Consider the following 23,885-nt stretch of genomic DNA (forward strand, 5'->3'; position numbering starts at 1 on the left):
TTTCTAATGTATTGCCTCTAATATTTGTCCGTCTTCGGTTAACTCCCCCTTTGCCAGGTTTATGGCGGTTTCAATTAATGCCAAATGTGAATAGGCCTGCGGAAAGTTTCCCAACAAGCGTTTGGTTTTAAAATCGATGTCTTCGCTAAATAATCCTACATGGTTGCTATACAAAAGAAGTTGCTCAAATAAGGCTTTTGCACGTTTCTTTTCGCCAATCGCATTCATCGCATTTATCAGCCAAAACGTGCAAATGGTAAAAGAAGAACTGGGCAAGCCGAAATCATCTCTATTTCGGTAACGATACATCAACCCATCTACGCACAATTCCTTTTCAGTGGCTTTAACGGTTTGAATATAGCGCGGATCCGTTGCATCGATAAAACCATAGGAAGCCATCAGTAAAGTAGAGGCATCGAGATCACCGGAGCCGTAAAACTGTGTAAAAGCGCCAATTTCTTCGTTCCAGGCTTTATCCAGAATTTCGCTACGTATGGTTTCAGCCAGCGGCTCCCACTCTTTTACGTATTTGTCTTTATGAATAAATCGGGCAATTTTCACAGCGCGGTCGATTGCCACCCAACACAATACTTTTGAGAAGGTAAAATGTTTTTCGTCGGTACGGATCTCCCAAATGCCTTTATCGGGCTTATCCCAGTTATTTTCTACTATCCGAACAATGCTTCGCACAATGGTCCACAATGACTCGCTGTCTTCGAGCGAAATTTTAAAATCGGTAAACTGCTGATAAATAACATCTACCAGGATCCCGTAAATATCGTTTTGTTTTTGCAGGTAGGCTGCATTCCCAATTCGAACCGGAGAGGAATGCATGTATCCGCTCAAATGATCAAGGGTTTCTTCGGTCAGCACTTTTTCCCGGTTAATGCCGTACATGATCTGAATTTTTTCGTCCTTGTCAGGAATAATGTCGATGATAAAACGCATAAATCGTTTTACGGTATTCAAATGCCCTAAACTCGACATTACTTTTATCACCATCGAAGCATCGCGGATCCAGCAAAACCGATAATCCCAGTTTCTTTCTTCACCGATTGTTTCCGGCAAAGAGGTAGTTACTGCTGCCAAAACCGCTCCTGTTTTATCATAGCTCAACAATTTCAAAACCAAAGCACTCCGAACGATTTCTTTGTTGTACATCGCATAAGAAGTCAATTTGTTAGCCCATTCCAGCCAATACACTTTGGTTTTCTGAAGCTTTAAGTACTGGCGGTCGAGTGTTTGTGAGAGCAATTTCTGATCGTACGACATCAGTGCAAAAGCATCTTTTTCCAGATAAATTGTTTTTTGCTGAAGTATATCCTGCTTATTAAAATCGGTGTACAAATAAACCGAATCATAGTCACCACCGGTTGTATAACATTTTATGTATTCGTCTTCATCTTCGAGTCGAATATCAAAACGGGCATATTCCACCTTTGGATCGTACTTTAGCCTGAAAGCCGGTTTCCCCGAAACATATCTGAAGTAACGTATTATTTCAGCCGGATTAAAATAGCCTTCGCCGTTTAAATAACGGGGCATAAAATCAATTACCTTAAAGCAATCATTTCCACTTCTGAAAACAGTAGAAACAATATTAGTGGTTCGTATATAGGATTGTTGAACTTGGTAACTATCATCAACCAGAATCTCGAAACTGCCGCCTCGGTTTTCGTCCAGAATTTTTGCAAAAACTGACGATGAATTAAAGTCGGGCAAACAGCACCAATCGATCGATCCTTTATCCGAAATTAAAGCAGCACTCTTACAATTACCAATTACGGCATAATTTAAATTATCCATCTTCTGTCTTTTGAATCAGCCCAAAACCAGACCGGGCTCTACATTTGTTTACTATTATTTGACCGAACGCTATTATCGGTTTTTACCCGAGACAATCTCAGTTATGAAATTACGAACTTCCCGGTAATTGGTCAGATAGTATTTCGCTACCGAATTTTCAGTTCCCACCTTTATGGTATGGGCGCTTTCGGGCAATTCCTTAAACAGAAATTCATCGGTCCAGTCATCACCGATGGCCATAGAAAAATCGGCCGGATTTTCATGCAGAAATTCAGATGCAGCAATTCCTTTATTGATACCTGAAACTTTAATTTCAATTACTTTTTTACCTTCCAGAATTTCCAGGTCCTGATTGTACAACATGTTTGACATATCATGAAGCAACTCTAATGCTCGCAATGCTCCCAACTCGATATCAGCTTTTCTGTAATGCCAAACCAGCGAATAAGTCTTTTCTTCAATAAAACTTCCGGGCGTTCGGTCAACATACGATTCGAGTATAGGCAAAATATTTCCTTTCCACTCCGAGTTAATGGGTTTTCTTTCTTTCCATTCCCTGCCTGTTTTTTTGATCCAGGCACCATGCTCTGCAATCAATGTATAATTGCGGTCTCCAAACCAATTGTTAAAAGTTTCGCGATCGCGGCCACTCACCAACACCAGGCAGTTATTTTCCACATTCGACAGGTTGTCGAGAATCGTGAACAACTCAGGATCGGGGCCTGCAGCCTGTGGATTGTCGTAAAAGCGCTGCAAAGTACCGTCGTAATCAAGAAAGATCACCCTTTTATCGGCTTTACTAAAATCTTTGAATATTTTATTTTTGATAGGAAGCGATACTTTTCTGGCATGATAATCTGATTGTCTGTCAACGGTGCCCGACAGGCTGGTTATAAACTCGTTGGCCCATTTATATATATCATACCTTCTGATGCGTTTTTGCATAGCCCGCATAGCTTTCGAACCTTCCTCGTGATCCATTGTAAGTGCCCGATAAATAGCATCGGCTGTATCTGCAATGTTATTGGGATTTACAGCGATGGCTTCACCCAGTTCTTTCGATGCGCCTGCCATTTCACTGAGCACAAGCACTCCCTTTTGTTTTACTTTCGACGCCACGTATTCTTTGGCCACCAGGTTCATCCCGTCGCGTAACGGAGTCAGTAAAGCGACATCTGCAGAGCTGTAAAGTTCTATAAGGTTTTCAAGCGGCATCGACCGGTAGAAATAAATCACCGGATTCCAGTTCAGGCGGCCAAATTCTCCATTAATGCTTCCGACCAAAACATCTACCTCGTTTTTCAGATTCTGATACTGCTCAACATCTGTTCTGGAAGGAACGGTTAGCATAATCAGCGAAACCCGTTCAATGTACTCAGGATATTTCCTCAAAAAGAGACGAAAAGCCTTTAAACGCTGAGGAATCCCTTTGGTGTAATCCAGCCGGTCGATTGAAAGTATCAGTTTACGATTAGGCGTACTCATCAGAAACCGATCGATATCCTGATGAACAGGAGATCGATCCTTTATCGATTTACTTTGAATTTCCGATGCAAGACTTTCAAACTTTTTATAGTCGATCCCCATCGGAAATACGTCGACAAAAACTTTTCGATGTTCGAGTTTTATCTGACTGAACTCAACATCGTGCCCCAGCAATCGTTTTACCGAACTAATAAAGTGCCGGGCATAATCGTAGGTATGAAACCCAATCAGATCAGCGCCAAGTAATCCTTCAATGATTTCCTTTCGCCACGGTAAAATCCGGATAATCTCGTACGAAGGAAACGGTATATGCAGGAAAAAGCCGATCGTAAGATCCGGGCGTTTTTCGCGAAGTATTTGCGGAACCAGTAATAGCTGGTAGTCGTGCACCCAAACCTGGTCATTTTCTCCGGCACTATCAATTATAGCCTGCGCAAAAAGCTCATTGACTTTTCGGTAGGCCTTCCAGTATTTTTCTTTAAACTCGGCAAATTCGGTAAAGTAATGAAACAAGGGCCACAAAGTAGCATTGCTAAATCCATCATAATAATTCGCAATTAACTCTTCATCCAAAAAAACAGGAAGACATTGTTCCTGCTGCAACAATGAAGTTACTACCCGGGCTTCGTTATCAGACTCCGGAATAATCCCCGGCCAACCAATCCATACACTGTTATTGGCTTTATGATAAGATTTTAAACCCGTTGCCAATCCTCCGGCACTGGGCGTAATCTGCATTTCGTCTTCATTTTTATCAATCTTCACCGGCAACCGGTTTGAAGCTATTATTAATCGTGTCATATGATTTATTTCAATAGAAATTATTAATACAACAAAGATAGGTAAATTGTTTTAAACGATTCTAAATTCTATTTTAATGCATTGTTAAACAAATGAAATGAAATATAACTATTTTTAAGGCTGATTTTATTTTTCTATTTTTGTTCGCATAGAAACATTTTTGTTGAATTATATTCTCTACAAGCTTTAAAGAATCGCGACAAAATAAAAACAGACACGTACATGATTTTTTCCGAAAAACAACAACTGATTGCCAACCGAATAGAAGACCAATTAAAAATATCAAAATGGAAAGACTGGAAATGGCAGCTGAAACACTCCATAAAGTCACTCGAAAAATTTGAGCAGCTTACGGGAGTTACATTCGACGCCAAAGAAAAAGAAAACCTTCAAAAAACTTTCGATAAATTTCCCTTGTCCATTACCCCCTACTACCTGTCTTTAATCGACAAACAGAATTTCAGAAACGATCCTGTATTTAAACAATCGTTTGGAAATATAGACGAACTAACCACACTAAAATCGGAACACGCAGATCCTTTATCAGAGGAAAAAGACAGTCCGGTAGAAGGAATCACACACCGGTATCCTGACCGTGTATTGTTTCACGTAAGCAACATATGCTCAATGTATTGCCGACACTGTACCCGCAAACGAAAAGTTGGCGACATCGATTATGTTCCATCGAAAGCACAGTTGATGAAAGGTATTGAATACATCCGGAATACACCACAGGTCAGGGATGTTTTGCTTTCGGGCGGCGATCCGTTTATGCTTCCCGACAGCATGATCGATTGGTTGCTTTCAGAAATTCATAAAATCAAACACGTAGAAATTATCCGGATCGGTACCCGCATGCCGGTGGTTTTGCCTTACCGCATTACCGACGATCTGGTTAATATTCTGAAAAAATACCAGCCGCTTTGGATCAATACGCATTTCAACCATCCGAACGAGATTACATCGTCTTCAAAAGAAGCGCTGGCCAAACTGGCCGACGGAGGATTTCCTCTTGGAAATCAATCAGTATTGCTAGCCGATGTGAACGACTGCCCCAGAATTATGAAAACATTGTTGCATAAACTGGTGCAAAACCGCGTGCGCCCGTATTATCTTTATCAATGCGATCTGTCGGAAGGCCTGTCACATTTCAGAACGCCCATCGGGAAAGGGATTGAAATAATGGAAAGCCTGGTTGGACACACCAGTGGGTTCGCAAGGCCTACCTATGTTATTGATGCTCCCGGAGGCGGAGGAAAAATACCGGTAATGCCCAATTATATCATTTCCTGGTCGACCAACAAAGTGGTTCTCCGGAACTACGAAGGCGTTATTACTACCTATCAGGAACCCGATGCGTATGAACAAAAATTTTGTGATCGTGATTGCGACAATTGCAACCTGGATCTCAAATTGAAAGAAATTGACGAATCGCAAGCCATCGGGATTGAGAAACTACTTTCAGACACAAACGATACCATTTCTCTGATTCCGGAAGACAACGAACGTATATCAAGGAGGGATTAGATGCAGGATAAGATTGAAAAAATAGGAATTGGAACATGGATTCAGCATGGCAATCTCAACCAGAGGGTTTACCTTATGAAACTTGCCCCGGAAGATTGCCCTTCAGTTATAGAGGAAATGAATCAACTGGCACGTACCAACAGGTATTCCAAGATTTTCTGTAAGGTACCACAGCGAATGTCGCCCTACTTTATTGCCAACGGTTTTATGGTGGAAGCTCAAATCCCCCGATTTTTCAAGGGAGAGGAAACCGTGTTTTTTATGTCGAAGTTTTTAAGTTCAGACCGGCTGCTAAATATCGAAAGTGAACAGCTTAATGAGCTCAGCAACTTGCTAAATCAACAGGACAAAGCAGAAAAAGAAACGAATCGGCAAAGTACTTTTCAGGTACGCCGGTTAAAAGAGGAAGATTGCGAAAGTATTTCAGCGGTTTACAGTACCGTATTCGAAAGCTATCCCTTCCCTATTCAAGATCCGGCGTACATAAGCCATACCATGCAAAATGCAGTGCAGTATTTTGGAGTGGAAGCAGATAGGAAATTAATTGCACTGGCATCAGCCGAAGTTGACGAAGATGCACTAAATGCTGAAATGACCGATTTTGCAACCTTACCTGAATATAGAGGGAAAGGACTGGCGCAAATTTTACTGCGCAGCATGGAAAGTGAAATGAAAAAGGACGGTATAAAAACCCTTTACACCATTGCACGCCTGAATTCAGCAGGTATGAACAAAACCTTCCTGAAACTGCGTTATTATTACTGCGGAACCTCTTTAAAAAACACCAACATATCGGGAAAAATAGAAAGTATGAACATTTACTATAAACACATATGATGAATTTAGGAAATAGATGCAGGTTTGCCAGAGAATGCGACATATTCCAAGGCAAAGAAGTAGTGAGTTCTACCCCGCTTCCTATTTACAGAAACGTATTCTGTAACAGGGGAATTAAGGGGTGGAGAAACTGCAAACGATACAACGAGTTAATAATTGAAAACAGTGTAAACCAAGAAAAGGAGTAGCAAATGCAAGTAAGGAAACAACTGGATATAAGCAAAGTAAGCAACCCCTACGAAAAAGACATTCTATCGTTTCTAAACGCTAACGGGAAATGTATTTACGGTGAGATAATTAAAGAATTGAAAATATCGGCCACCAAAGGACAGGAAGCTATTTACTCGCTTATCCACAAAGGCCACATCAAACAAGCCAATAAAACTTCATATATCGAGCTCAACGTTGAGCTTAGGTAATGGAGTTGGATTGATATTTCTTTTTCTGCATAAATCTGACTGCAATGCTGGACGTTGTGTTGTTTAATTCCCAAAATTACAATTTCATTACTCACAATATTCTTGTTCGCCGGTTTTGCAAGAACAATGAGTCATCGCATGGATTTTAGAATAAAAAAGCTACTTTTAATTGGTTTAAATAGTGAACATGGAAGCGTTTGAGCACTTACTCGATTATCAAATTTTCAAATACAAGGAATTTGTATTTAGCCTGAAATCAGTATTGATCGTTTTATTTGCTGTTGTTGTTACCCATCTGTTTCTGTGGATCATAAAAAAAATACTTTTCCGCAAAAAGAAATCACTCGATCCGTCGAAGCAGGGTAACCTGATCAGCGTGTTTCAGATCATCAAATATTTTGTTTGGGTAATTACAATCCTGATCATTCTCGAATCTTTCGGGCTAAAGCTGACGGTTTTAATGGCGGGATCAGCGGCTTTGCTGGTAGGTGTTGGCCTGGGGCTTCAAAGTACGTTTAATGATTTTGTTTCGGGCCTGATTTTATTGTTTGAAGGTTCGATTCGTGTTGGAGATATTTTGGAAGTGGATGGAGAAATTTTGCTGATACGAAAAATCGGTTTGCGAACTTCGGAGGCACTTACCCGCGACGATATTATGGTCATTATTCCAAATTCACTGATCACCAACAGCAAAGTAATTAACTGGAGCCACCAGTCGAAAAAGACCCGTTTCCGGATAAAAGTTGGAGTAGCTTACGGAAGCGATATTGACTTGGTGGAAAGACTTTTGAAAGAAAGCGCTGCCGAACATCCCGAAGTGGTAGAAGCGGAACTCATCAAAGCTCGTTTTGTCGATTTTGGCAGTTCTTCGCTCGATTTCGAATTGTTGTTTTTCAGTAAAAACATTTTCCGCATCGAAAATGTAAAATCCGACATCCGGAAAACCATCAACCGCAAGTTTGTAGAAAACAAGGTTACCATTCCGTTCCCGCAACTAGACCTGCATATGAAATCGGGGAATTAGACGTTTATCATTTAAAATCTCTGGAGCGGAAAAGCTCTCCCTGAACCACCTGCAGAGTCCGTGAATTTTCTTCGGTTTTCACTGAATTTGCCCGCTTTTGAAAAGATCCCAGGTTGCGTCCTTTGTTTTTTAAGCTCATGATCTCATTCATATTGAAACAGGTATTTACCACCACATGAATCACTTCACCGGCAATTTGCAGCTTTCCTTCCACCATCAGCAAATTCGACTGAAGAATCACTTTCCTGTATTTTTCAAAAACGGTGGACCATACCACAAGGTTGGCAAAACCGGTTTCATCTTCGATGGTAATAAACAACACACCTTTAGCCGTCCCCGGGCGCTGCCTGACGGTAATCAGTCCACACATTCTAACAGACTGCCCATTTTTCATCGAGCTTAATCCCGAGGTCGGCGTCACGTTCATCCGGTTCAACCTGCCCCGCAAAAAACTAACCGGATGAGCTTTCAGCGACAAGGAAGTGCTTGCATAATCCTGGATCACGTGTTCGCTGTCGGTCATAGCCGGAAGCTGAACAACTTCTTCGGAGGCACTTTGCGAAGGTGTTCCGGTAAATACCCCGGTTGGATGATCGCGCAAAGCCGAAACTTCCCACAAAGCCTGCCTTCTGTCGAGGCCAATGGAACGAAAAGCATCGGCATCGGCCAACCGTTCGAGCGCCGCCGGAGAAACACCTGCATCTAAAAGTTCATTTACATTTTTATAAGATACACACCTGCCCAAAACCAGCTTTTCCATATCTTCTTCGCGTAAACCTTTTACCTGCCGAAAACCCAAACGAAGCGCACAATACGCCCCTTCCTTTTCTTCCAGGGTATTATCCCAATAAGAATGATTGACATCCACAGGCCGCACCTCCACCCCATGTTTGCGGGCATCGATCACAATTTGTGCCGGCTGATAAAATCCCATGGGCTGACTGTTGAGCAAAGCTGCTGCAAAAACGTCAGGATAATGGCATTTCAGCCACGATGAAATATACACCAGCAAGGCAAAACTGGCTGCATGACTTTCAGGAAAACCATAACTTCCAAATCCTTCGATTTGCTTAAACACACGTGAAGCAAACTCTTCGGTATAACCTCGTTTTACCATGCCTCCAACCAGCTTTTCGCGGTACCAGCTTACCTTCCCCTTCGATTTAAACGTGGCCATGCTTCGGCGTAAACCATCGGCCTCGGCAGGAGTAAATCCTGCAGCTACAATGGCAATTTCCATTGCCTGCTCCTGAAACAGAGGAACTCCCAACGTTCTTCCTAAAATTTCCTTTAATTCTTCTGAAGGAAATTCCACCGGCTCCTCGCCATTGCGCCTTTTTAAATACGGATGTACCATATCGCCCTGAATGGGGCCGGGACGTACAATGGCCACTTCGATTACCAGATCGTAGAATTTTCGGGGTCGCAACCGTGGTAACATCGACATTTGCGCCCGGCTTTCAATCTGAAATACTCCAAGCGTATCGGCGTGGCTGATCATTTCGTACACTTTCGGATCGTCTTGCGGAATATTTGCCAAGGTCAGATCGAGTCCATAATGCCGCTTAGCCAGGTCAAACGCTTTTCGGATACAGGTAAGCATTCCCAGCGCCAGCACATCCACTTTCATAAATCCCAGCGCTTCAATATCGTCTTTGTTCCATTCTATACAGGTGCGGTCTTCCATGCGGGCATTCAGTATCGGGCACAGTTCGTGCAATTTTCCGCGGGTAATCACAAATCCTCCTGTATGCTGTCCCAACTGACGAGGAAAGCCAATGTATTGCATCGTAATTTCCAATACTTTGCGCAAATGCGGATCGCGGGGATTGAAACTGGAAGTATCTGTCGTTTTTCCTTCAAACCAGTCTTCGGTAAACTCGTATTTTGATTTCGAAAGTACATTGATTGCATCAAGCGACAATCCCATCGCTTTGCCCACATCGCGTACGGCTCCTTTCCAATGCACCTGCGTAACAGTAGCCACAATGCCGGCCCGGTCGCGACCGTACTTCTCGTAAATATACTGCATGATCTCCTCGCGGCGCTCGTGTTCAAAATCCACATCAATGTCAGGAGGTTCATTACGTTCGTCGCTCATAAACCGCGCAAACAGCACTTTAATTTTAGACGGATCGACAGCCGTAATTCCGAGACAATAGCAAACCACCGAATTAGCAGCCGAACCACGTCCCTGGCAAAGAATCCCGCGGGCACGGGCTTCCCGTACATAATCGTACACCGTAAGAAAGTAGGAAGCATAATCTTTCCGCCCGATAAACTCCAGCTCCATATCAATGGTTTCCTTGATCTTTGCGGGAATCTCCTTTCCAAAATACTCGTGAGCACCTTTCCATGCGAGATAAACCAACTCTTCCATGGGTGTTCGTCCTTCGCTGGTAATTTCTTCCGGGTAACGATATTTTAGCTCATCGAGCGAGAAACGACAGAAATCGGCTAGTTTCAATGCATTTCGAATGGCTTCCGGATATGGACGAAAAAGACGGTGCATTTCAGGAATCGACTTTAAGTAACGCTCGGCATTTTGGTGCAATTTAAAACCCGCCGACTGAATGGTACATTTCTCGCGGATGCACGTAAGCACATCCTGCAACTCTCTTCGTTCGGCGGCATGATAATGCACGTCGTTGGTCGCCACCAGCGGTACTCCCAATCGCGAAAGCCGAAATAGTTTTTTATGATCATCGCCCTGATACGAAAAACTTGCTGCGAGATACAGATCGCTGCCCAGCCTTTCTTTGTACTCTTTCAGCGCAGTTAAGAATTCAGTCTGGAAATCAAAATCGGTATTAAGTGATGCCGGTGGTATCGCAATAAATTTGATTCCTGCGGCATATTTATAGACATCGGTCCGGTAAAGAAAACATTCCCCTTTTTCTGCGCGCAGGTTACCATCGGTCAACAACTTCGACAAGTTGGCATAGCCGTTTTTGTTGATTGGATAAGCCAATAACGACGGGCCATCCAGCAAAACGAGATGACAGCCGGGTATCAGTCTCACACGCTTCTCCCGTGCTGTTACATGGGCGCGAACCACTCCTGCGAGTGTATTGCGATCGGTAATCGCAATTGCTTTGTATCCCAGTATTGCAGCTTGTTCAACCAGCTCGTCGGGATGCGAGCCTCCCCTTAAAAACGAATAACTGGTGGTTACCTGTAATTCTGCATACTCCATCGCCACTCTCCTCTTTTATTACACAAAAAATCCGTGAAGAAACCATTCCGGTTTTCGATCCCCATACAAACCCAACCGGAACAGCCAGTAACGTGCTCCGTTTTCATCTTCCACCTGGTAATAATCTCTTGGCGGCCCGCTCTGCAACCACCACTCCTGCTCAATACGTTCGGGTCCATCGGCACAAACAATGTTGATAATCTCGCCTTTGTACCTGAAATGTTTCGGAGGATAATCGGGCAAAGCCACCATCACCTCAACCGGTTCCGGCCGGGATAAAATATGAAGTGGCCGCGGTTTGTCGGTACGCCATTCGGTTTCGGGTTGCTCACCTAGTGTGCTTACCTCTTTCACCGAGCGTTCGGGCCAGTAATGTTCCTGCGGCAGGTAACGATGAACAGCTTGTGCTCCCACCTTTCCGGCTATATTATCCAGTAATTCAGCAATAGCAGTCTGGTTGCTTCCGGGCATGCTCCACAGGGCTTCCTGTGCTTCACTGACATCTTCCACCAAAGTAGCTTCGAGCGTAAATAATTCAATACCCAGTGCGGGTTCCAGTTCCACTATTTTCAACTCGAAAAGCCGGAAAAGATGTGCTGCATTTCGCGATGCCCGATTCGTTCCAATGCTTATCTGAACGGTTTCACCATCTAACCGGTAACCTTTAAAAACGCCGGTACGCATTCCTTTTCCTTCCCTGAAAAACCGGGCACACAACATTTCGAGCAAACGCTCCAGTGCAATTTCAATTCCTTTTGCGGTGCGAATAGGCTCCAAACAAGGCAGGCGTTCCAAATAAACCGGTGTAGGCTGAACGGGCTTTAATAATTCGCGTTCGGTGCCCAGAGCCTGACCTAAGCGGTAAAGTAACATTTCTCCCAAACGTCGGCGCAGGTTGGCGCGCGGAATAGATAAAAGCTGACCAATTTGACGAAATCCCAGTTTATTTAACCGCTGCAAAGTAACATCATCCAGACGAAGAGCTACAGGAGGCAACAGAGCCAGGGCATCGGACTGTTTTTGAGCCTCAACAATTAATTCGTTTCCATAACGGGCAACAGCCCGCGCTGCACCAATGGTATCGGCAATGGCCGCTCGCACGCTGTATCCACCTTTGCGTAAACGGCTAATAATGGTTCTGACATAAGGAAGCTCGCCGCCCCACAGATGTGCACAACCAGAAATATCGAGTATCAACCCATCTGTAGGATCAACAGCAACAGTGGGTGTAAAACGGAAACACCATTCAGCCAGATCCTTTAACAACTTTTCTTCCGCTGCGGGTTCTGCGGCAAACACTTTTACATCAGGAAATATCGCACGAACATCGGCAACCACCATTCCGCGGGTAATACCTTCTTCCTCCAGGGCCGGACTCACTGCACGAGCCACCATTCGCCCATGTTCCGCGGCATATAGCAAAAAAGGTCCATTCCGCAATTCCGGATTAATTTTCACCAGTCTGTCGGGTGCCAGATAGCCAAACCAAATATATAAATAGCGTTTAGGCATATTTTCGCTGTTTTTTGACTGATTTTGCAGACAACGCAGTCGATTGCTGAACTGAATAAAGCTTTTCATTCTTCCATTCGAACTGCCAGATGCCCGGCCGGCCATTTCGAATTTTAACCAGTTCAACCTGCCACCGGGGAAAACCCACTCCGGGAAGTCCATCATTTGCAGAACTTGGCAAGGGTGTGATTTTCCAACGTGCCACACAGGCCAATGCATTTTCCATACGCGGCTGCCTGCGATGCAGAAATCCTGTTACCTTGCTGTCTTCAACTGCCAGCTGCAATCGGCGCGATTCGGCAAAGTTCACATCGCGCAATTCGGCTACAACTGCCGACAAAGCTTTATTTTTTAATGCCTGTTCCATCACCCATAGTACTTCTTTCGGGCGCCGAACATCGATAAAAATAACCCGGTGAGGTTCAATACCTAGAAACTTTAATGCCGGAGGAAACAACTTCCGGTTAAAACTCACCCAGAGGCAAATTCCCCCTTTTTTCATGAGCGTTCCCAACAACACGGAAAGAAATCCGTTAGCCGCAGCCGCACAAGTTTCGTCAGGACTACTGAACTCGTGAATTGCCCCCACAGGAAAAATACCGCCGGGAAAAGCTGCGTTCATCGCTCCCAACCCAAAATCAAGCCGGCGGCTATCGTCCCCCACATTGAATCCTTCCATCGAAAGAATCTTTTCTCTCAGCTGCCTGATCATCTCATTTTTTCCCGTAATCGCTTCCATAATTGAGAATTATTTCTAAATTTGTTACGATCAATAACAAAACTTTGTTTCTAAATATAACAAGTGAATAACAAAACGCAAAAGATTTTTTTTGCCGGTAACATTAAATTTCTTCGCGAACGGAAGAAAATGAGCCAGGAAGCACTAGCTGTAAAGCTGGGATTAACCCGTGCCAAGTTGGCCGCTATTGAAGCCGGGAACACCAAATCTCCGCAACCGGCGGATTATCTCAATTTTTCGGAATTTTTTAAAATCAGCATCGACACTTTGCTGAAAATTGATCTGTCGAAACTGGGCGAACTAAAAATCAGGGAACTGGAAACCGGAAACGACGTTTACATTCGGGGAGGAAACCTTCGGGTACTGGCCATTTCGGTAGACAAATCGAATAATGAAAACATTGAGTATGTTCCGGTAAAAGCCAAAGCCGGATATATGGCAGGATACAATGACCCTGAATTTATTGCCGGCCTTCCCAAATATTCCATCCCCAACCTGCCGTCGCAAGGAACATTCCGCATATTTCCATCGGTTGGCGATTCGATGTTGCCTGTTCCCGAAGGCAGCGACATTATTGCGCAATATGTAGCCGACTGGACCGGGTTAAAAGCCAATACCCCCTGCATTGTTATTCTGAAAGGGCAACAGGATTTTGTGTTTAAAATGGTAACTGTAAATACCGACGGTACTTTGTTGTTGAAATCACTCAACCCTGAATACCAACCATACTTTGTTGACGTAAGCGATGTAATGGAAATATGGCGTTTTTATGCCTACACCAGCCGCGAATTTCCGGAATCTCCCACCGAAATGGGCGTCGTATTAAAAGCGATTAAAGCCCTGGAAGAAAAAATCCGGGATATACAGAAATAAAGGGCACTTAATTCCTCCTTCTTGAAATACAGTCCGTCTAATGCAAGTAGAAAGAAGGCATTTCTTAATTGAAAAACCTTCTTTTAAATTTAAAATCGGGGACGACAGGGAGTAAACCGCAAAAGGAAATACTCATTCCAAAGGATTTAATGACAAGCGGCCCGTGCATTTATCATGGAGGCATTGCCTTCGCCATTCCAATCTTCATAATGCCAGGTAAAATGAACGGTTGCCACTATTTTACCGGTATCAGACGACCGCACTCTAAAGGTCATGGTTTGATTACTGTTGCCCGAAACTGAAATATCACGAACAAATAAATGGCAGTTAAATAAACTCTCAATGGTATATTCATGACCTTCGGAATCTGTAATTGTACCACTGGCTTTATTAAGCACCTTACCGGTGGCAAAAAATGTCATGTTCATAACAACAAGCCCCGAGTAGTCTCCAATACAGTCAATTGGCACTACTGCAGGATTCCATTCCCAGGGCACCACAGCACTACTTTTATTTCCCCGGGCATTTCCGGCACCTGCCACAAAAGCAAATAAGAAAATGAATACAGCTAAAAACCTAAGATTTTTCATGGTAATTGATTTTAAAGTTTAACTACCACAAGTTCCTGATTTATCATTGAGACGACATATTAAGCATGCGGCACAAAATCGCAATTTTGAAGCATTTGTTGCAATTTTAAGCACTGTGTTTAGATTAAAATTGAATTGGAGAATGTCGGAAAGTGAATATATGCTTGAAATTTGTTTCCCCACAGAAAGTTCAATTGATCCGAAGTGAACCTTACAAAAGTACCCCTAAAAAACAAAAGGGATCAGATTTTCATCTAATCCCCTATTCAATCAAGTACCCCGGACGGGATTCGAACCCATGACCTACTGCTTAGAAGGCAGTTGCTCTATCCAACTGAGCTACCGAGGCAGCCTTATTTTGCGCTGCAAAAGTATAAATCAAATTTCAAACTCCAAATCCAAAACTCCAAATTAATCAGAAAAATCAAAATTTGTCGCTTTTATTGATCACTTTTACCGCATTATAGCTTTCCTACAACAGGTGAATTCCGTTGTTTTTGCAGGTTTCAGTCATTTCGTCGGGCCAAATGCTCGACTGAATTTCGCCGATATGTGCCTTTCTTAAAAAGTACATGCACAACCTCGACTGACCAATACCTCCTCCAATAGTTAACGGTAATTCACCGTTCAGCAACATTTTGTGCCAAAGCAGTTCTTTGCGTTCTTCCTGACCACGCAATTTCAACTGCTCCATCAATACGTTTTGATCAACCCGAATCCCCATCGATGAGATTTCAAATGAACGCTGCAATACGTCGTTCCACAAAATAATATCGCCGTTAAGGCCTTTAAAACCATTTACGGTTTCGGTGCTCCAGTCATCGTAATCGGGAGCACGGCCATCGTGAATTTCGCCGTTTAACATCACGCCTCCAATTCCGATAACGAAAACAGCCCCATATTTTTTGGCTTCTTCGTTTTCACGTTCACGCGGAGTTAAATCCGGATATTTTTCAGCCAATTCTTCGGCATGAACAAAAGTTATTTCCTCCGGAAGCTGAGGTTCAATCTCTAAAAAATTTTCAGAGATAAAATACTCAGTTCTTACCAGGGCCGAATATATCTTGCGAACAATGTATTTCAGGAAATCCAGATTGCGTTCTTCGGCAGTAATAACCCGCTCCCAGTCCCACTGGTCGACATAAAGCGAGTGAATGTTGGATAGTTCTTCATCGGGACGAATGGCATTCATATCGGTGTAAATTCCGAAGCCAGTCTTCACCTCCAGATCGGCCAATGCCAATCTTTTCCACTTGGCCAGCGACTGTACAATTTCAGCCATTTCGTCGCCTAATTCTTTGATCGGAAATGAAACCGGTCTTTCAATTCCATTTAAATCGTCGTTAATACCTGTTCCTTTTTTCACAAAAAGTGGCGCGGTAATTCTCCTCAAACGTAATTCGGATGAAAGATTCAGCTGAAAGAAATCTTTCAACTGCTTTATTGCCTGCTCCGTTTGATTCAAATCCAATAGGGATTTGTAGTTTTTTGGTATGTATAAATTCATGCTGTTAAATAAATCTGTTTACAAGCGAATAAAATGCAACTCGCTCCTTTCTATTCGACCGAACCAAACTTTATTTCATTTTATCAGCTTAAAGTCTGTTTCAGCGCAAAAATATAATTCTACTTCGACTTTTGAGAATAGTTTTAAAAAAACGTTGCCAAACAAGTCTTCCTATCTGACCCGTTTGGCAACATTAATCCAAACATTTTTAGCACAATAAATTCTTATGCTGAACTATTTCCTAAGCCGTTGCAAAATTTAACCACGAGCTGTTTTCTTCGTATTCCGGAATAACCTGAATATCGTTTTTCATCGAAAATGCAGCCAATAATCCGGCGATCTCCTGCTGAAGCATGTTGATTCCGCCCTCAGCCAGATCTTTTCTAAATCCTTTTCCCATTAAATCAATTACCTGGTTCATCGAAATAACGCGCCCCATAATTTTACCCAAATCAACAAGGTTACGTTGCGGCATCTGGAAATTGATGTTAAAATTGGTTTGTTCTTTAATAAATCCGGCCGCTTTGCTGGTCAGGTCAAAGTCTTTCAGAAACTGAAAAAGATTGTTCTCTTTTGTACGTTTCATGAGCTTAACAAGAGCTTCGGAAATTTGTGCATAAAGGATATCGTTCGATCCTTCAAAAATCTGAAACGGGCGGCTGTCGGTAATACCTCTTCCGCCAATATGCGTTAGCTTGTAAGCTTTTGCGCCCACCAGCTGCACTAACGACTGTGCGGCTTCCTGCATTAAATCGGTTACCACACTTTTTACAGCGTTGGCTTCCATTCCGTGAGGAACCAAATCGACCTCAATCCCGGCTTTTTTGCTGCTGTTGGCGCACATAGCCGAACAAATGGTATAACTCGCCTGCAGTTTCGACAAACGCTCCTGCACCTGATCGTAAGAAAACAGGCTCTTCCCTCCTACCAGTCGCTGCTTGCAATGCGTGATTGCCTCGTCGAGCATTCGTTTTATAAAGCCCATGGCCATTCCCGGAAACTGCATACGGCTGCGGTGCAGCAAATCGAGCATCATTTTTACCCCGGTGGTATGCGGCTCCAGTTTCTGAACGCCGGGGATTTTAACATCAATGTGATTTCTACCGTATGGAATCATGTAAAGGCCCAGGTTTTCAAAATATTCTTCCACCTTAATTTTTTGATCCGGAGCGCTAACGTCGCAAATAAAAAAGTCAATATCGCGCTGCAAATTACCCGATTCGGACTTTTGCCGGGCGGTTAACAGCCAAAAATCGGCCATTCCGGTTAAACCCGCCCAATGTTTTTTCCCCTTTAAGTGAAATCTGTTTTCTCTTTCGGTATAAAACGTTTGCATGTTCAGCGCATCGCTTCCATAATCGGGTTCTGTTATCATTAATCCCCCCATGTTTTGCTCCTCGATAAAACGCCTGAACACGGACGCTTTGGCTTCTTCGCGGGCATATTTCGCAACGGGTTGTAAGAACAGTGCCGAGTTAATTCCAAAGGTTAACGAAAGCGGCAACGATTCATAGGAAGCGGCGGCCAGCAGGGCAATATTTTCATGCATCAGTCCGCCACGTCCGCCATATTCTTTCGGAATCCCTACCGACAACGGATTAGCCGACATAATTTCCTGAAGAGCTTCAGCCGGAAGCCCCCTGTTTACACTTAATTCATTGATATCATTTTTATCGTGAAATACGCTTTTCATTTTGGCTTTAAGCGTATCCAAAAACTCTGATATTGAAGGGATTTTATTCTCCGTCTCCACAGTGTCGACAACTAATTCTAAATTCATAAAATGAGTACTTAAGTTGATTCCGATTTTAAAATTCCGGAAGTTTTTATTTATACAGCTACTCAAACATTTAATTGTTGTGAATGTTTTCATCTTTTAACCGACTAAAAACTAAAGCATTTAAAAATAAGGAGTTAATGGTATTAATTAAGATTTTTTAAGAAATCGCTTACTTCTCAAAAGCTAACCGGATTATCAGAAAGGGCCTGAAAGAACCGTTTATTAACTATTTTTGTGCAAAATTTGAATTTGGCGAACTTCAGTAAAAATATTCCCCGGCTTTACCTCATTAAGATCTCGAAGTGGTTTAACATGGTTATGCCTGTGGTGGTTTTGTTTTACCAGGACAATGGCATGGGGATGCATGAAATATTTGTGCTCAAAGCCATTTATTCGGTTGCCATTGTTACCATGGAAATTCCTTCGGGTTGGATGGCCGACGTTTGGGGGCGCAAGAAAACATTGATCCTCGGAAGCATTTTGGGAAGCGCAGGTTTTTTCTTATACAGTTTGTCCTACGGCTTTTGGGCGTTTGCAATGGCCGAAATCATTTTAGGCATCGGTCATTCGTTTGTTTCCGGGGCCGACTCAGCGCTTTTATACGATAGTTTGAAAGCCGACAATAAATCAGATAAATATATCAGGGAAGAAGGAAAAATAACTTCGGTAGGTAATTTTGCGGAAGCAATTGCCGGCGTTGTTGGCGGCTTACTGGCGGCCGTTAGTTTACGCATGCCTTTTTATTTTCAGTTCGCTGTTGCCGCAATTGCCATCCCCTCTGCACTTACGCTGATTGAACCACGAATACACTCGAAAGAGCACATTCATTCCATGAAGAAACTGGTGAGCAATATCCGCAAAACCTTTGTTTCCAATCCCGATCTGCGTATTTCTATTTTACTGTCGTCGGTAACCGGAACTGCTACGCTTACTTTTGCCTGGTTTGTTCAGCCTTTTTTCAAAGCCATTAACCTGCCTGTAGAATTTTTTGGGATTTTCTGGACAGCCCTGAACCTGACGGTTGGGGTTTCGTCGGTTTTTGCCTACAAAGCTGAAGTATTTTTAGGGCGAAAGTGGTCGATACTACTGGTGATCACGTTGCTGGCTGCTGGATATATTTTTGCCGGGATAAGCATTTCGTACTGGGGGCTTGTCTTTCTGTTTATGTTTTACCTGGTTCGGGGAATTGCCACGCCTATTTTCAAAAATTACATCAACCAGTACACCGAAAGCGAAGTACGGGCCACCATGCTTTCTGTCCGGAATTTTGTGATTCGGATTGCTTTTGCCGGAATAGGACCTTTATTGGGATGGATCACCGATAATATCAGCTTAAATGCCGCACTATTTCTTTCGGGAATAATTTACCTTGTAAGTTCGCTTGTAATTGTTCTGCCGTGGTTAAAACAACGTTCAGAACGGGAACTGAATTAAAGTTCCAGTTTCAGTCCGTCGTAAGCCATAAAAACATTCTCCGGCAATTCTGATTGCAGCTCCCGGTGTTTTCCAAAGCCATGACTGATGTGTGTCAGAAAAGCTTTTTCGGGCCGGACTTTTTCAATCACAGCCAGCGCTTCTTCCAGGTTAAAATGCGAAATGTGTTTTTCTTTCCGAAGGGTATTGATGATCAGAATTTTTGTCCCGGCCATTTTCGCCAATTCGTCTTCCGGAATTGAATTTGCATCGGTTATATAGGTCAAATCACCAATTCGGTAGCCGTATACCGGTAATTTATGGTGAAAACACCGAATCGGGATAATCTCAACTCCATCAATAGCGAAGGGGCTTCCATTTACATCTTTTAACTGCATCTTCGGAATTCCGGGATACTTGTATTCGGCAAAAACATAACTGAAGATCCGGCGAATGGCTTCCTGTACCCTTTCCTCGGTGTAAATCTCCATTGGGTGGCGCTGAATCCAGTTGTAAGAGCGGATATCATCGAGGCCAAAAATATGATCTACATGCTCATGTGTCAATAAAATAGCCCGAAGTGTTTCCACCTTTTCGCGCAACATTTGCTGCCGGAAATCGGGACCCGCATCAATCACCAGGTTTTGTCCGTTAATATTCAGCAAGAGTGACGACCGCAATCGTTTATCGCGCGAATCATCCGACCGGCATACCTCGCAATCGCAGGCTACTACGGGCACTCCCTGCGAAGTTCCGGTACCCAGAAAAGTTGCTGTTATTTTATTGTTTTTGATGGAAGTCATGGAGCAAAATTAGCAAAAGCAACTGTGAAACGATGAGATTGACTATTTTTGCACAAATCTTTTTACGATGGCTTCACTTTATCTTGTTCCCAATGTTTTGGCCGATGGCGACTGGCAATCGGTTATGCCCGCACCTGTTTTTACGGTGCTTACTTCTACCAAATTTTATATCGTTGAAAATATTCGTACGGCACGTCGTTTTATGAAACAGGTAAACCGCGATATCGACATTGATTCGTGTACTTTTTTCGAAATAAATAAACACACTCAGGCCCAGGACCTACCCCGTTTTTTACAGCCACTGGAACAGGGGAACGATGTGGCGGTTATTTCCGAAGCGGGATGTCCGGGAGTCGCTGATCCCGGAGCCGATGTGGTTCGGCTGGCTCACCAAAAAGGATTAAAAGTTGTGCCGATCGTTGGCCCGTCGTCTATTTTGCTGGCTTTGATGGCTTCCGGATTAAACGGACAAAATTTTGCGTTTCGCGGATATCTGCCCGTAAAACCGAATGAACGCACGCGCGAACTGGCCAACCTAGAGCGGAAAATCAAATCATCAGGACAGACCCAGATTTTTATTGAAACACCTTACCGAAATAACCAGATGGTAGAAGATATTCTGAAAAGTTGTTCGCCCTCTACCCTTTTGTGTATTGGCGCCAACATTACCGCAGAAAACGAATTTATTGTCACAAAAACGGTGCAGCAATGGAAAGGAAAGGTGCCTGACTTGCACAAACAGCCGGTAATCTTTTTGCTGGGATAATACTAAATCAACTTTTGTTGGATGAGCATGGCGTATTCCTGCTCAAAGTTGGGGGTAAAAATTCCGTTACCGATTTCGCTCTCGATTTGCTTTTTAGTCCAGAAACGAAGCTCTTCCACTTCGTCGGACTGAATTCCAATATTTTTGAAATCGTGGGTGGTAAACAGATAAATGAGTTCAGCTTCTACTTCCGATTCCCACTTGTAGACCTTTTGCAGACGGGCGCTGAAGTCTGCTAAGCCAATTTCTTCGGAGGCTTCTTTTTTTAGCGCTGCTTCCAGGGTTTCTCCCGCCGAAATATGACCGCCCACCGCTGTGTCCCATTTCCCGGGCTGAATCTGTTTATTCATCGGGCGTTTTTGAAGCAGAATCGATCCATTTCGGTTCAGTACGTGCAAATGCACCACCGGATGCAGCAATTTGCTCCCGTTGTGTACCTGGCTTCGCGGCGTCTGCCCAAGCACTTTTCCCTGCTCATCGACGAGCGGCACCCACTCTTCGCGGGCAAATCCTTTTTGAATTTTACGCTGTCTCAGCCATTCAAACAAAAAATAGATTCCGAATATCACATAAAACAAACCTCCGCTAATAAAAGCCCAGGCTTCTTTACTCATGTAAAATGCCGAATAAAAAACGAGCAGAGTGTGAATCGAAAAGATGTAAAACAAGATTTTAAGGCTCCGTCGCATTTGCGCCATTTGCGCATCGTTGAATTCTGTTCCCTTGAGGTAACGTTGCCCCATGAGACCGATAATATTTACCCTCGAGAATGCAGAAACGGCCAGCACAACAATCAGAATCAGTTCAACGAGTCCGGGTTTTAATTTGAAAAAGATATCGTTATCCAGCAAAATAGAAACGGCACCCAGAGCCACGAGTAAAAGTGTATCGAACAGCACAAATTTCTCAAACCGTTTTTCTTTTATGGCCACCCATACCAATTCGGCAATACCTACACCAACAGCCACAAAAAGCCCGATTTTAGTCCCCCAGATTTCATCGGCAGCGATAAAAACAAAAAGAGGAATAAAACCGGGCAATAATTTCTTTAGCAGTTGTGCTCTGTTCATGTTTTTCGAGCCAAACTGATTCTATTCGGTAGTGGTTTCCAACGGAATCACTTTAGAAACTTCAACTTCCATCAAAATAGTCTTGAACATTCCCACCGTTCCTGAACCGTTTTGACCGTATGCTAATGCCGAGTTGATTACCAATCTCGATCTCGTACCGGGTTGCATGTAAGTTACGCCTTCTTCCAAACCTGAAATAGTACTACCGGCTCCTGCGATTAACGAAAGCGGTTCAAACCGATGGCCTTCGAGATAGCCGCTGGATTGATCCACCAAAAAGCTGTCGATCACTCCTTCGCTGTCTTTGTCCAAAACCCAGGTTGCATAGAAAATCTGTACTTCGTCGCCCAATTTAATGGTGTCGCCCTCGCCTGTACCCGGTTCGTTGAAATAATACAGTCCCGATTTTGTTGGTTCTGCATTCGGATGTTTGGCTGCCAAATATTCGTCAAGTGTAGCCAATTCTTCCTGTCTCATTTTTTCATAGTCGATGCCATCGCTACAGGCAAAAAAGCCAACTGCTGAAAACAGGAAAAACAATCCCGTTAATATTTTCTTCATTTTTCTACTGGTGTTATCTGTTATCAATTATTATTACTGGTTATTCTGAAAACGCTACAAAGTTAAAAAGCTTATTCAATTATCATCCTTTAAAACAAAACAGTACATACATTCGCTAATCTTGCTGATCAATGCTGAAATCAAATCACGGTTTCGTCCAATAGATGCTTAAACTCGGGTAAAAGTTGCGTGAATTTTTCCAAAGTGTCTTTAAAATTCAATTCCGATTCTCCGCCTGCTGCATTCAAATGACCGCCGCCATTGAAATGCTCGCTCGAAAATTTATTGGCCGGAAAATTTCCTTTCGAACGGAAGGAAGCTTTCACATAGTTTTCCTTTTCGATAAAAAGCGCACTGAATACGATGTTATTGATTGAAAGCGGATAATTCACAAATCCTTCTGTATCTCCGGGGGTAAAATTAAAGCGTTCCAATTCCTCCTTTGTAAGGCTGATAACGGCAGCCCTGTATTCGGGAAAGACTTTCATTTTTTCGTATAAACAATAGCCCATCAGCTTCATTCGGTCGGCTGAAAAATTATGAAATACCGCAGACTGAATCCTGTCGGTATTGATGCCATAATTCAACAGTTCCGATACCGTTTTAAACGTATTCTGCGAAGTATTATGACTAAAACCTCCGGTGTCGGTAAGTATGCCGGTATAAAGCGCTTCGGCAACCTGTTGGTTGATGTATTCGTGGTACCCCAGTTGCGAAATTACATCGAACACCAACTCGGCCGACGAACTGTAAGAAGGCTCCGATATTGTATAATCACAAAAATCAGTGGGATACGGATGATGGTCAATCAAAATTTTTGTTTTTTGAAAGCAGGCAATCATTTTTGAAAGGTGCCCGGCACGTTTTTGCTCGTTAAAATCGACACAGATCATCACGTCTGAATCAAACAACCATTCTTTTGCTGCTTTCTTCTCTTTCTCGTAGATCATCACCTGAACATCAGACGAAAACCATTTCAGAAAACCGGGATAATCGTTGGCCGAAATTACTTTTACCTGTAATCCCTTGTTGGCAAGCGTTTGCCCAAGCCCCAAAGCCGAACCAATCGCATCTCCATCCGGGTTTTCGTGTGGAATAATACTTACTTTAGCCGCACTTCCCAACTTCTCTTCAATCGCACTAAATATCTCTTTTACAGTATTTTTCAAGTCTAAA

At 43.2% G+C, this 23,885-nt stretch carries 19 protein-coding genes and 1 tRNA gene; 7 read left to right on the plus strand and 13 right to left on the minus strand.

Annotation, left to right across the window (positions count from 1 at the left end):
- Positions 1-3: 3 nt before the first annotated feature.
- Both MR764_RS12175 and MR764_RS12180 read right to left on the minus strand, forming a co-directional pair.
- Entirely contained in the window at positions 4-1,806 is a 1,803-nt protein-coding gene (locus MR764_RS12175) for a glycoside hydrolase family 15 protein (protein WP_247979694.1), read from the minus strand.
- 72 nt (positions 1,807-1,878) lie between these two features.
- A complete protein-coding gene (locus MR764_RS12180; protein WP_247979695.1) occupies positions 1,879-4,092 on the minus strand; it encodes a bifunctional alpha,alpha-trehalose-phosphate synthase (UDP-forming)/trehalose-phosphatase in 2,214 nt (737 codons plus the stop codon).
- A gap of 222 nt (positions 4,093-4,314) precedes the next feature.
- On the opposite strand from MR764_RS12180, the gene ablA reads away from it, so the two are divergent.
- From ablA to MR764_RS12200, 4 genes are all read left to right on the plus strand, one after another.
- The gene (gene ablA, locus MR764_RS12185; protein WP_247979696.1) at positions 4,315-5,619 is read left to right on the plus strand and encodes a lysine 2,3-aminomutase; all 1,305 of its coding nucleotides are present in this window, start codon (positions 4,315-4,317) and stop codon (positions 5,617-5,619) included.
- A complete protein-coding gene (ablB, locus tag MR764_RS12190; RefSeq protein ID WP_247979697.1) occupies positions 5,620-6,456 on the plus strand; it encodes a putative beta-lysine N-acetyltransferase in 837 nt (278 codons plus the stop codon). It begins immediately after the preceding gene.
- Between the two features lie 191 nt (positions 6,457-6,647).
- The gene (locus MR764_RS12195) at positions 6,648-6,875 is read left to right on the plus strand and encodes a hypothetical protein (RefSeq protein WP_247979698.1); all 228 of its coding nucleotides are present in this window, start codon (positions 6,648-6,650) and stop codon (positions 6,873-6,875) included.
- 187 nt (positions 6,876-7,062) lie between these two features.
- Positions 7,063-7,899, plus strand: a complete 837-nt coding sequence (locus tag MR764_RS12200; RefSeq protein WP_247979699.1) for a mechanosensitive ion channel domain-containing protein — start codon at positions 7,063-7,065, stop codon at positions 7,897-7,899.
- Between the two features lie 7 nt (positions 7,900-7,906).
- Here the strand turns inward: MR764_RS12200 and MR764_RS12205 are convergent, their stop codons facing one another.
- Genes MR764_RS12205 through MR764_RS12215 form a run of 3 tightly spaced genes read right to left on the minus strand, consistent with a single transcriptional unit; the run spans position 7,907 to position 13,346 of the window.
- Positions 7,907-11,095, minus strand: coding sequence for an error-prone DNA polymerase (locus tag MR764_RS12205; RefSeq protein WP_247979700.1), 3,189 nt, complete (start codon positions 11,093-11,095; stop codon positions 7,907-7,909).
- An 18-nt stretch (positions 11,096-11,113) separates the two neighbouring features.
- Positions 11,114-12,607 (minus strand): DNA polymerase Y family protein, encoded by a 1,494-nt coding sequence (locus tag MR764_RS12210; RefSeq protein ID WP_247979701.1) that lies wholly within the window; start codon positions 12,605-12,607, stop codon positions 11,114-11,116.
- Positions 12,600-13,346 carry a hypothetical protein gene (locus MR764_RS12215; protein WP_247979702.1) on the minus strand — a complete coding sequence of 249 codons (747 nt, stop codon included), beginning with the start codon at positions 13,344-13,346 and terminating at the stop codon, positions 12,600-12,602. Before MR764_RS12215 ends, MR764_RS12210 begins: the two co-directional genes overlap by 8 nt.
- Before the next feature lie 63 nt (positions 13,347-13,409).
- Here MR764_RS12215 and MR764_RS12220 point away from each other — a divergent pair, with 63 nt between their 5' ends.
- Positions 13,410-14,219: a helix-turn-helix domain-containing protein gene (locus MR764_RS12220; protein ID WP_247979703.1), complete on the plus strand. Its 810-nt coding sequence runs from the start codon at positions 13,410-13,412 to the stop codon at positions 14,217-14,219.
- A gap of 146 nt (positions 14,220-14,365) precedes the next feature.
- Here the strand turns inward: MR764_RS12220 and MR764_RS12225 are convergent, their stop codons facing one another.
- The 4 genes from MR764_RS12225 to MR764_RS12240 form a co-directional block, all read right to left on the minus strand.
- Positions 14,366-14,809 carry a hypothetical protein gene (locus tag MR764_RS12225; RefSeq protein ID WP_247979704.1) on the minus strand — a complete coding sequence of 148 codons (444 nt, stop codon included), beginning with the start codon at positions 14,807-14,809 and terminating at the stop codon, positions 14,366-14,368.
- A gap of 275 nt (positions 14,810-15,084) precedes the next feature.
- Positions 15,085-15,158, minus strand: a tRNA-Arg gene (locus tag MR764_RS12230).
- Between the two features lie 123 nt (positions 15,159-15,281).
- Positions 15,282-16,316 carry an aspartate--ammonia ligase gene (gene asnA, locus MR764_RS12235; RefSeq protein WP_247979705.1) on the minus strand — a complete coding sequence of 345 codons (1,035 nt, stop codon included), beginning with the start codon at positions 16,314-16,316 and terminating at the stop codon, positions 15,282-15,284.
- Between the two features lie 241 nt (positions 16,317-16,557).
- Positions 16,558-18,096: an acyl-CoA dehydrogenase family protein gene (locus MR764_RS12240; protein ID WP_247979706.1), complete on the minus strand. Its 1,539-nt coding sequence runs from the start codon at positions 18,094-18,096 to the stop codon at positions 16,558-16,560.
- A gap of 249 nt (positions 18,097-18,345) precedes the next feature.
- Here MR764_RS12240 and MR764_RS12245 point away from each other — a divergent pair, with 249 nt between their 5' ends.
- On the plus strand, positions 18,346-19,530 hold the full coding sequence (locus tag MR764_RS12245; protein ID WP_247979707.1) for an MFS transporter: 1,185 nt from the start codon (positions 18,346-18,348) through the stop codon (positions 19,528-19,530).
- Here the strand turns inward: MR764_RS12245 and MR764_RS12250 are convergent.
- Positions 19,527-20,312, minus strand: coding sequence for an MBL fold metallo-hydrolase (locus MR764_RS12250; RefSeq protein WP_247979708.1), 786 nt, complete (start codon positions 20,310-20,312; stop codon positions 19,527-19,529). The two genes, MR764_RS12245 and MR764_RS12250, sit on opposite strands and share 4 nt — an antisense overlap.
- A gap of 67 nt (positions 20,313-20,379) precedes the next feature.
- Here MR764_RS12250 and MR764_RS12255 point away from each other — a divergent pair, with 67 nt between their 5' ends.
- On the plus strand, positions 20,380-21,078 hold the full coding sequence (locus MR764_RS12255; RefSeq protein ID WP_247979709.1) for an SAM-dependent methyltransferase: 699 nt from the start codon (positions 20,380-20,382) through the stop codon (positions 21,076-21,078).
- 2 nt (positions 21,079-21,080) lie between these two features.
- Here MR764_RS12255 and MR764_RS12260 read toward each other — a convergent pair whose 3' ends face one another.
- From MR764_RS12260 to MR764_RS12270, 3 genes are all read right to left on the minus strand, one after another.
- Complete coding sequence (locus tag MR764_RS12260) at positions 21,081-22,148, minus strand: NUDIX domain-containing protein (protein WP_247979710.1); 1,068 nt, start codon at positions 22,146-22,148, stop codon at positions 21,081-21,083.
- Between the two features lie 21 nt (positions 22,149-22,169).
- Positions 22,170-22,709 carry an FKBP-type peptidyl-prolyl cis-trans isomerase gene (locus MR764_RS12265; RefSeq protein WP_247979711.1) on the minus strand — a complete coding sequence of 180 codons (540 nt, stop codon included), beginning with the start codon at positions 22,707-22,709 and terminating at the stop codon, positions 22,170-22,172.
- Positions 22,710-22,849: 140 nt separating this feature from the next.
- Complete coding sequence (locus MR764_RS12270; RefSeq protein WP_247979712.1) at positions 22,850-23,878, minus strand: bifunctional oligoribonuclease/PAP phosphatase NrnA; 1,029 nt, start codon at positions 23,876-23,878, stop codon at positions 22,850-22,852.
- Positions 23,879-23,885 lie beyond the last annotated feature (7 nt).

Source organism: Maribellus sp. YY47 (assembly GCF_023111095.1).
Taxonomy (GTDB): domain Bacteria; phylum Bacteroidota; class Bacteroidia; order Bacteroidales; family Prolixibacteraceae; genus Draconibacterium.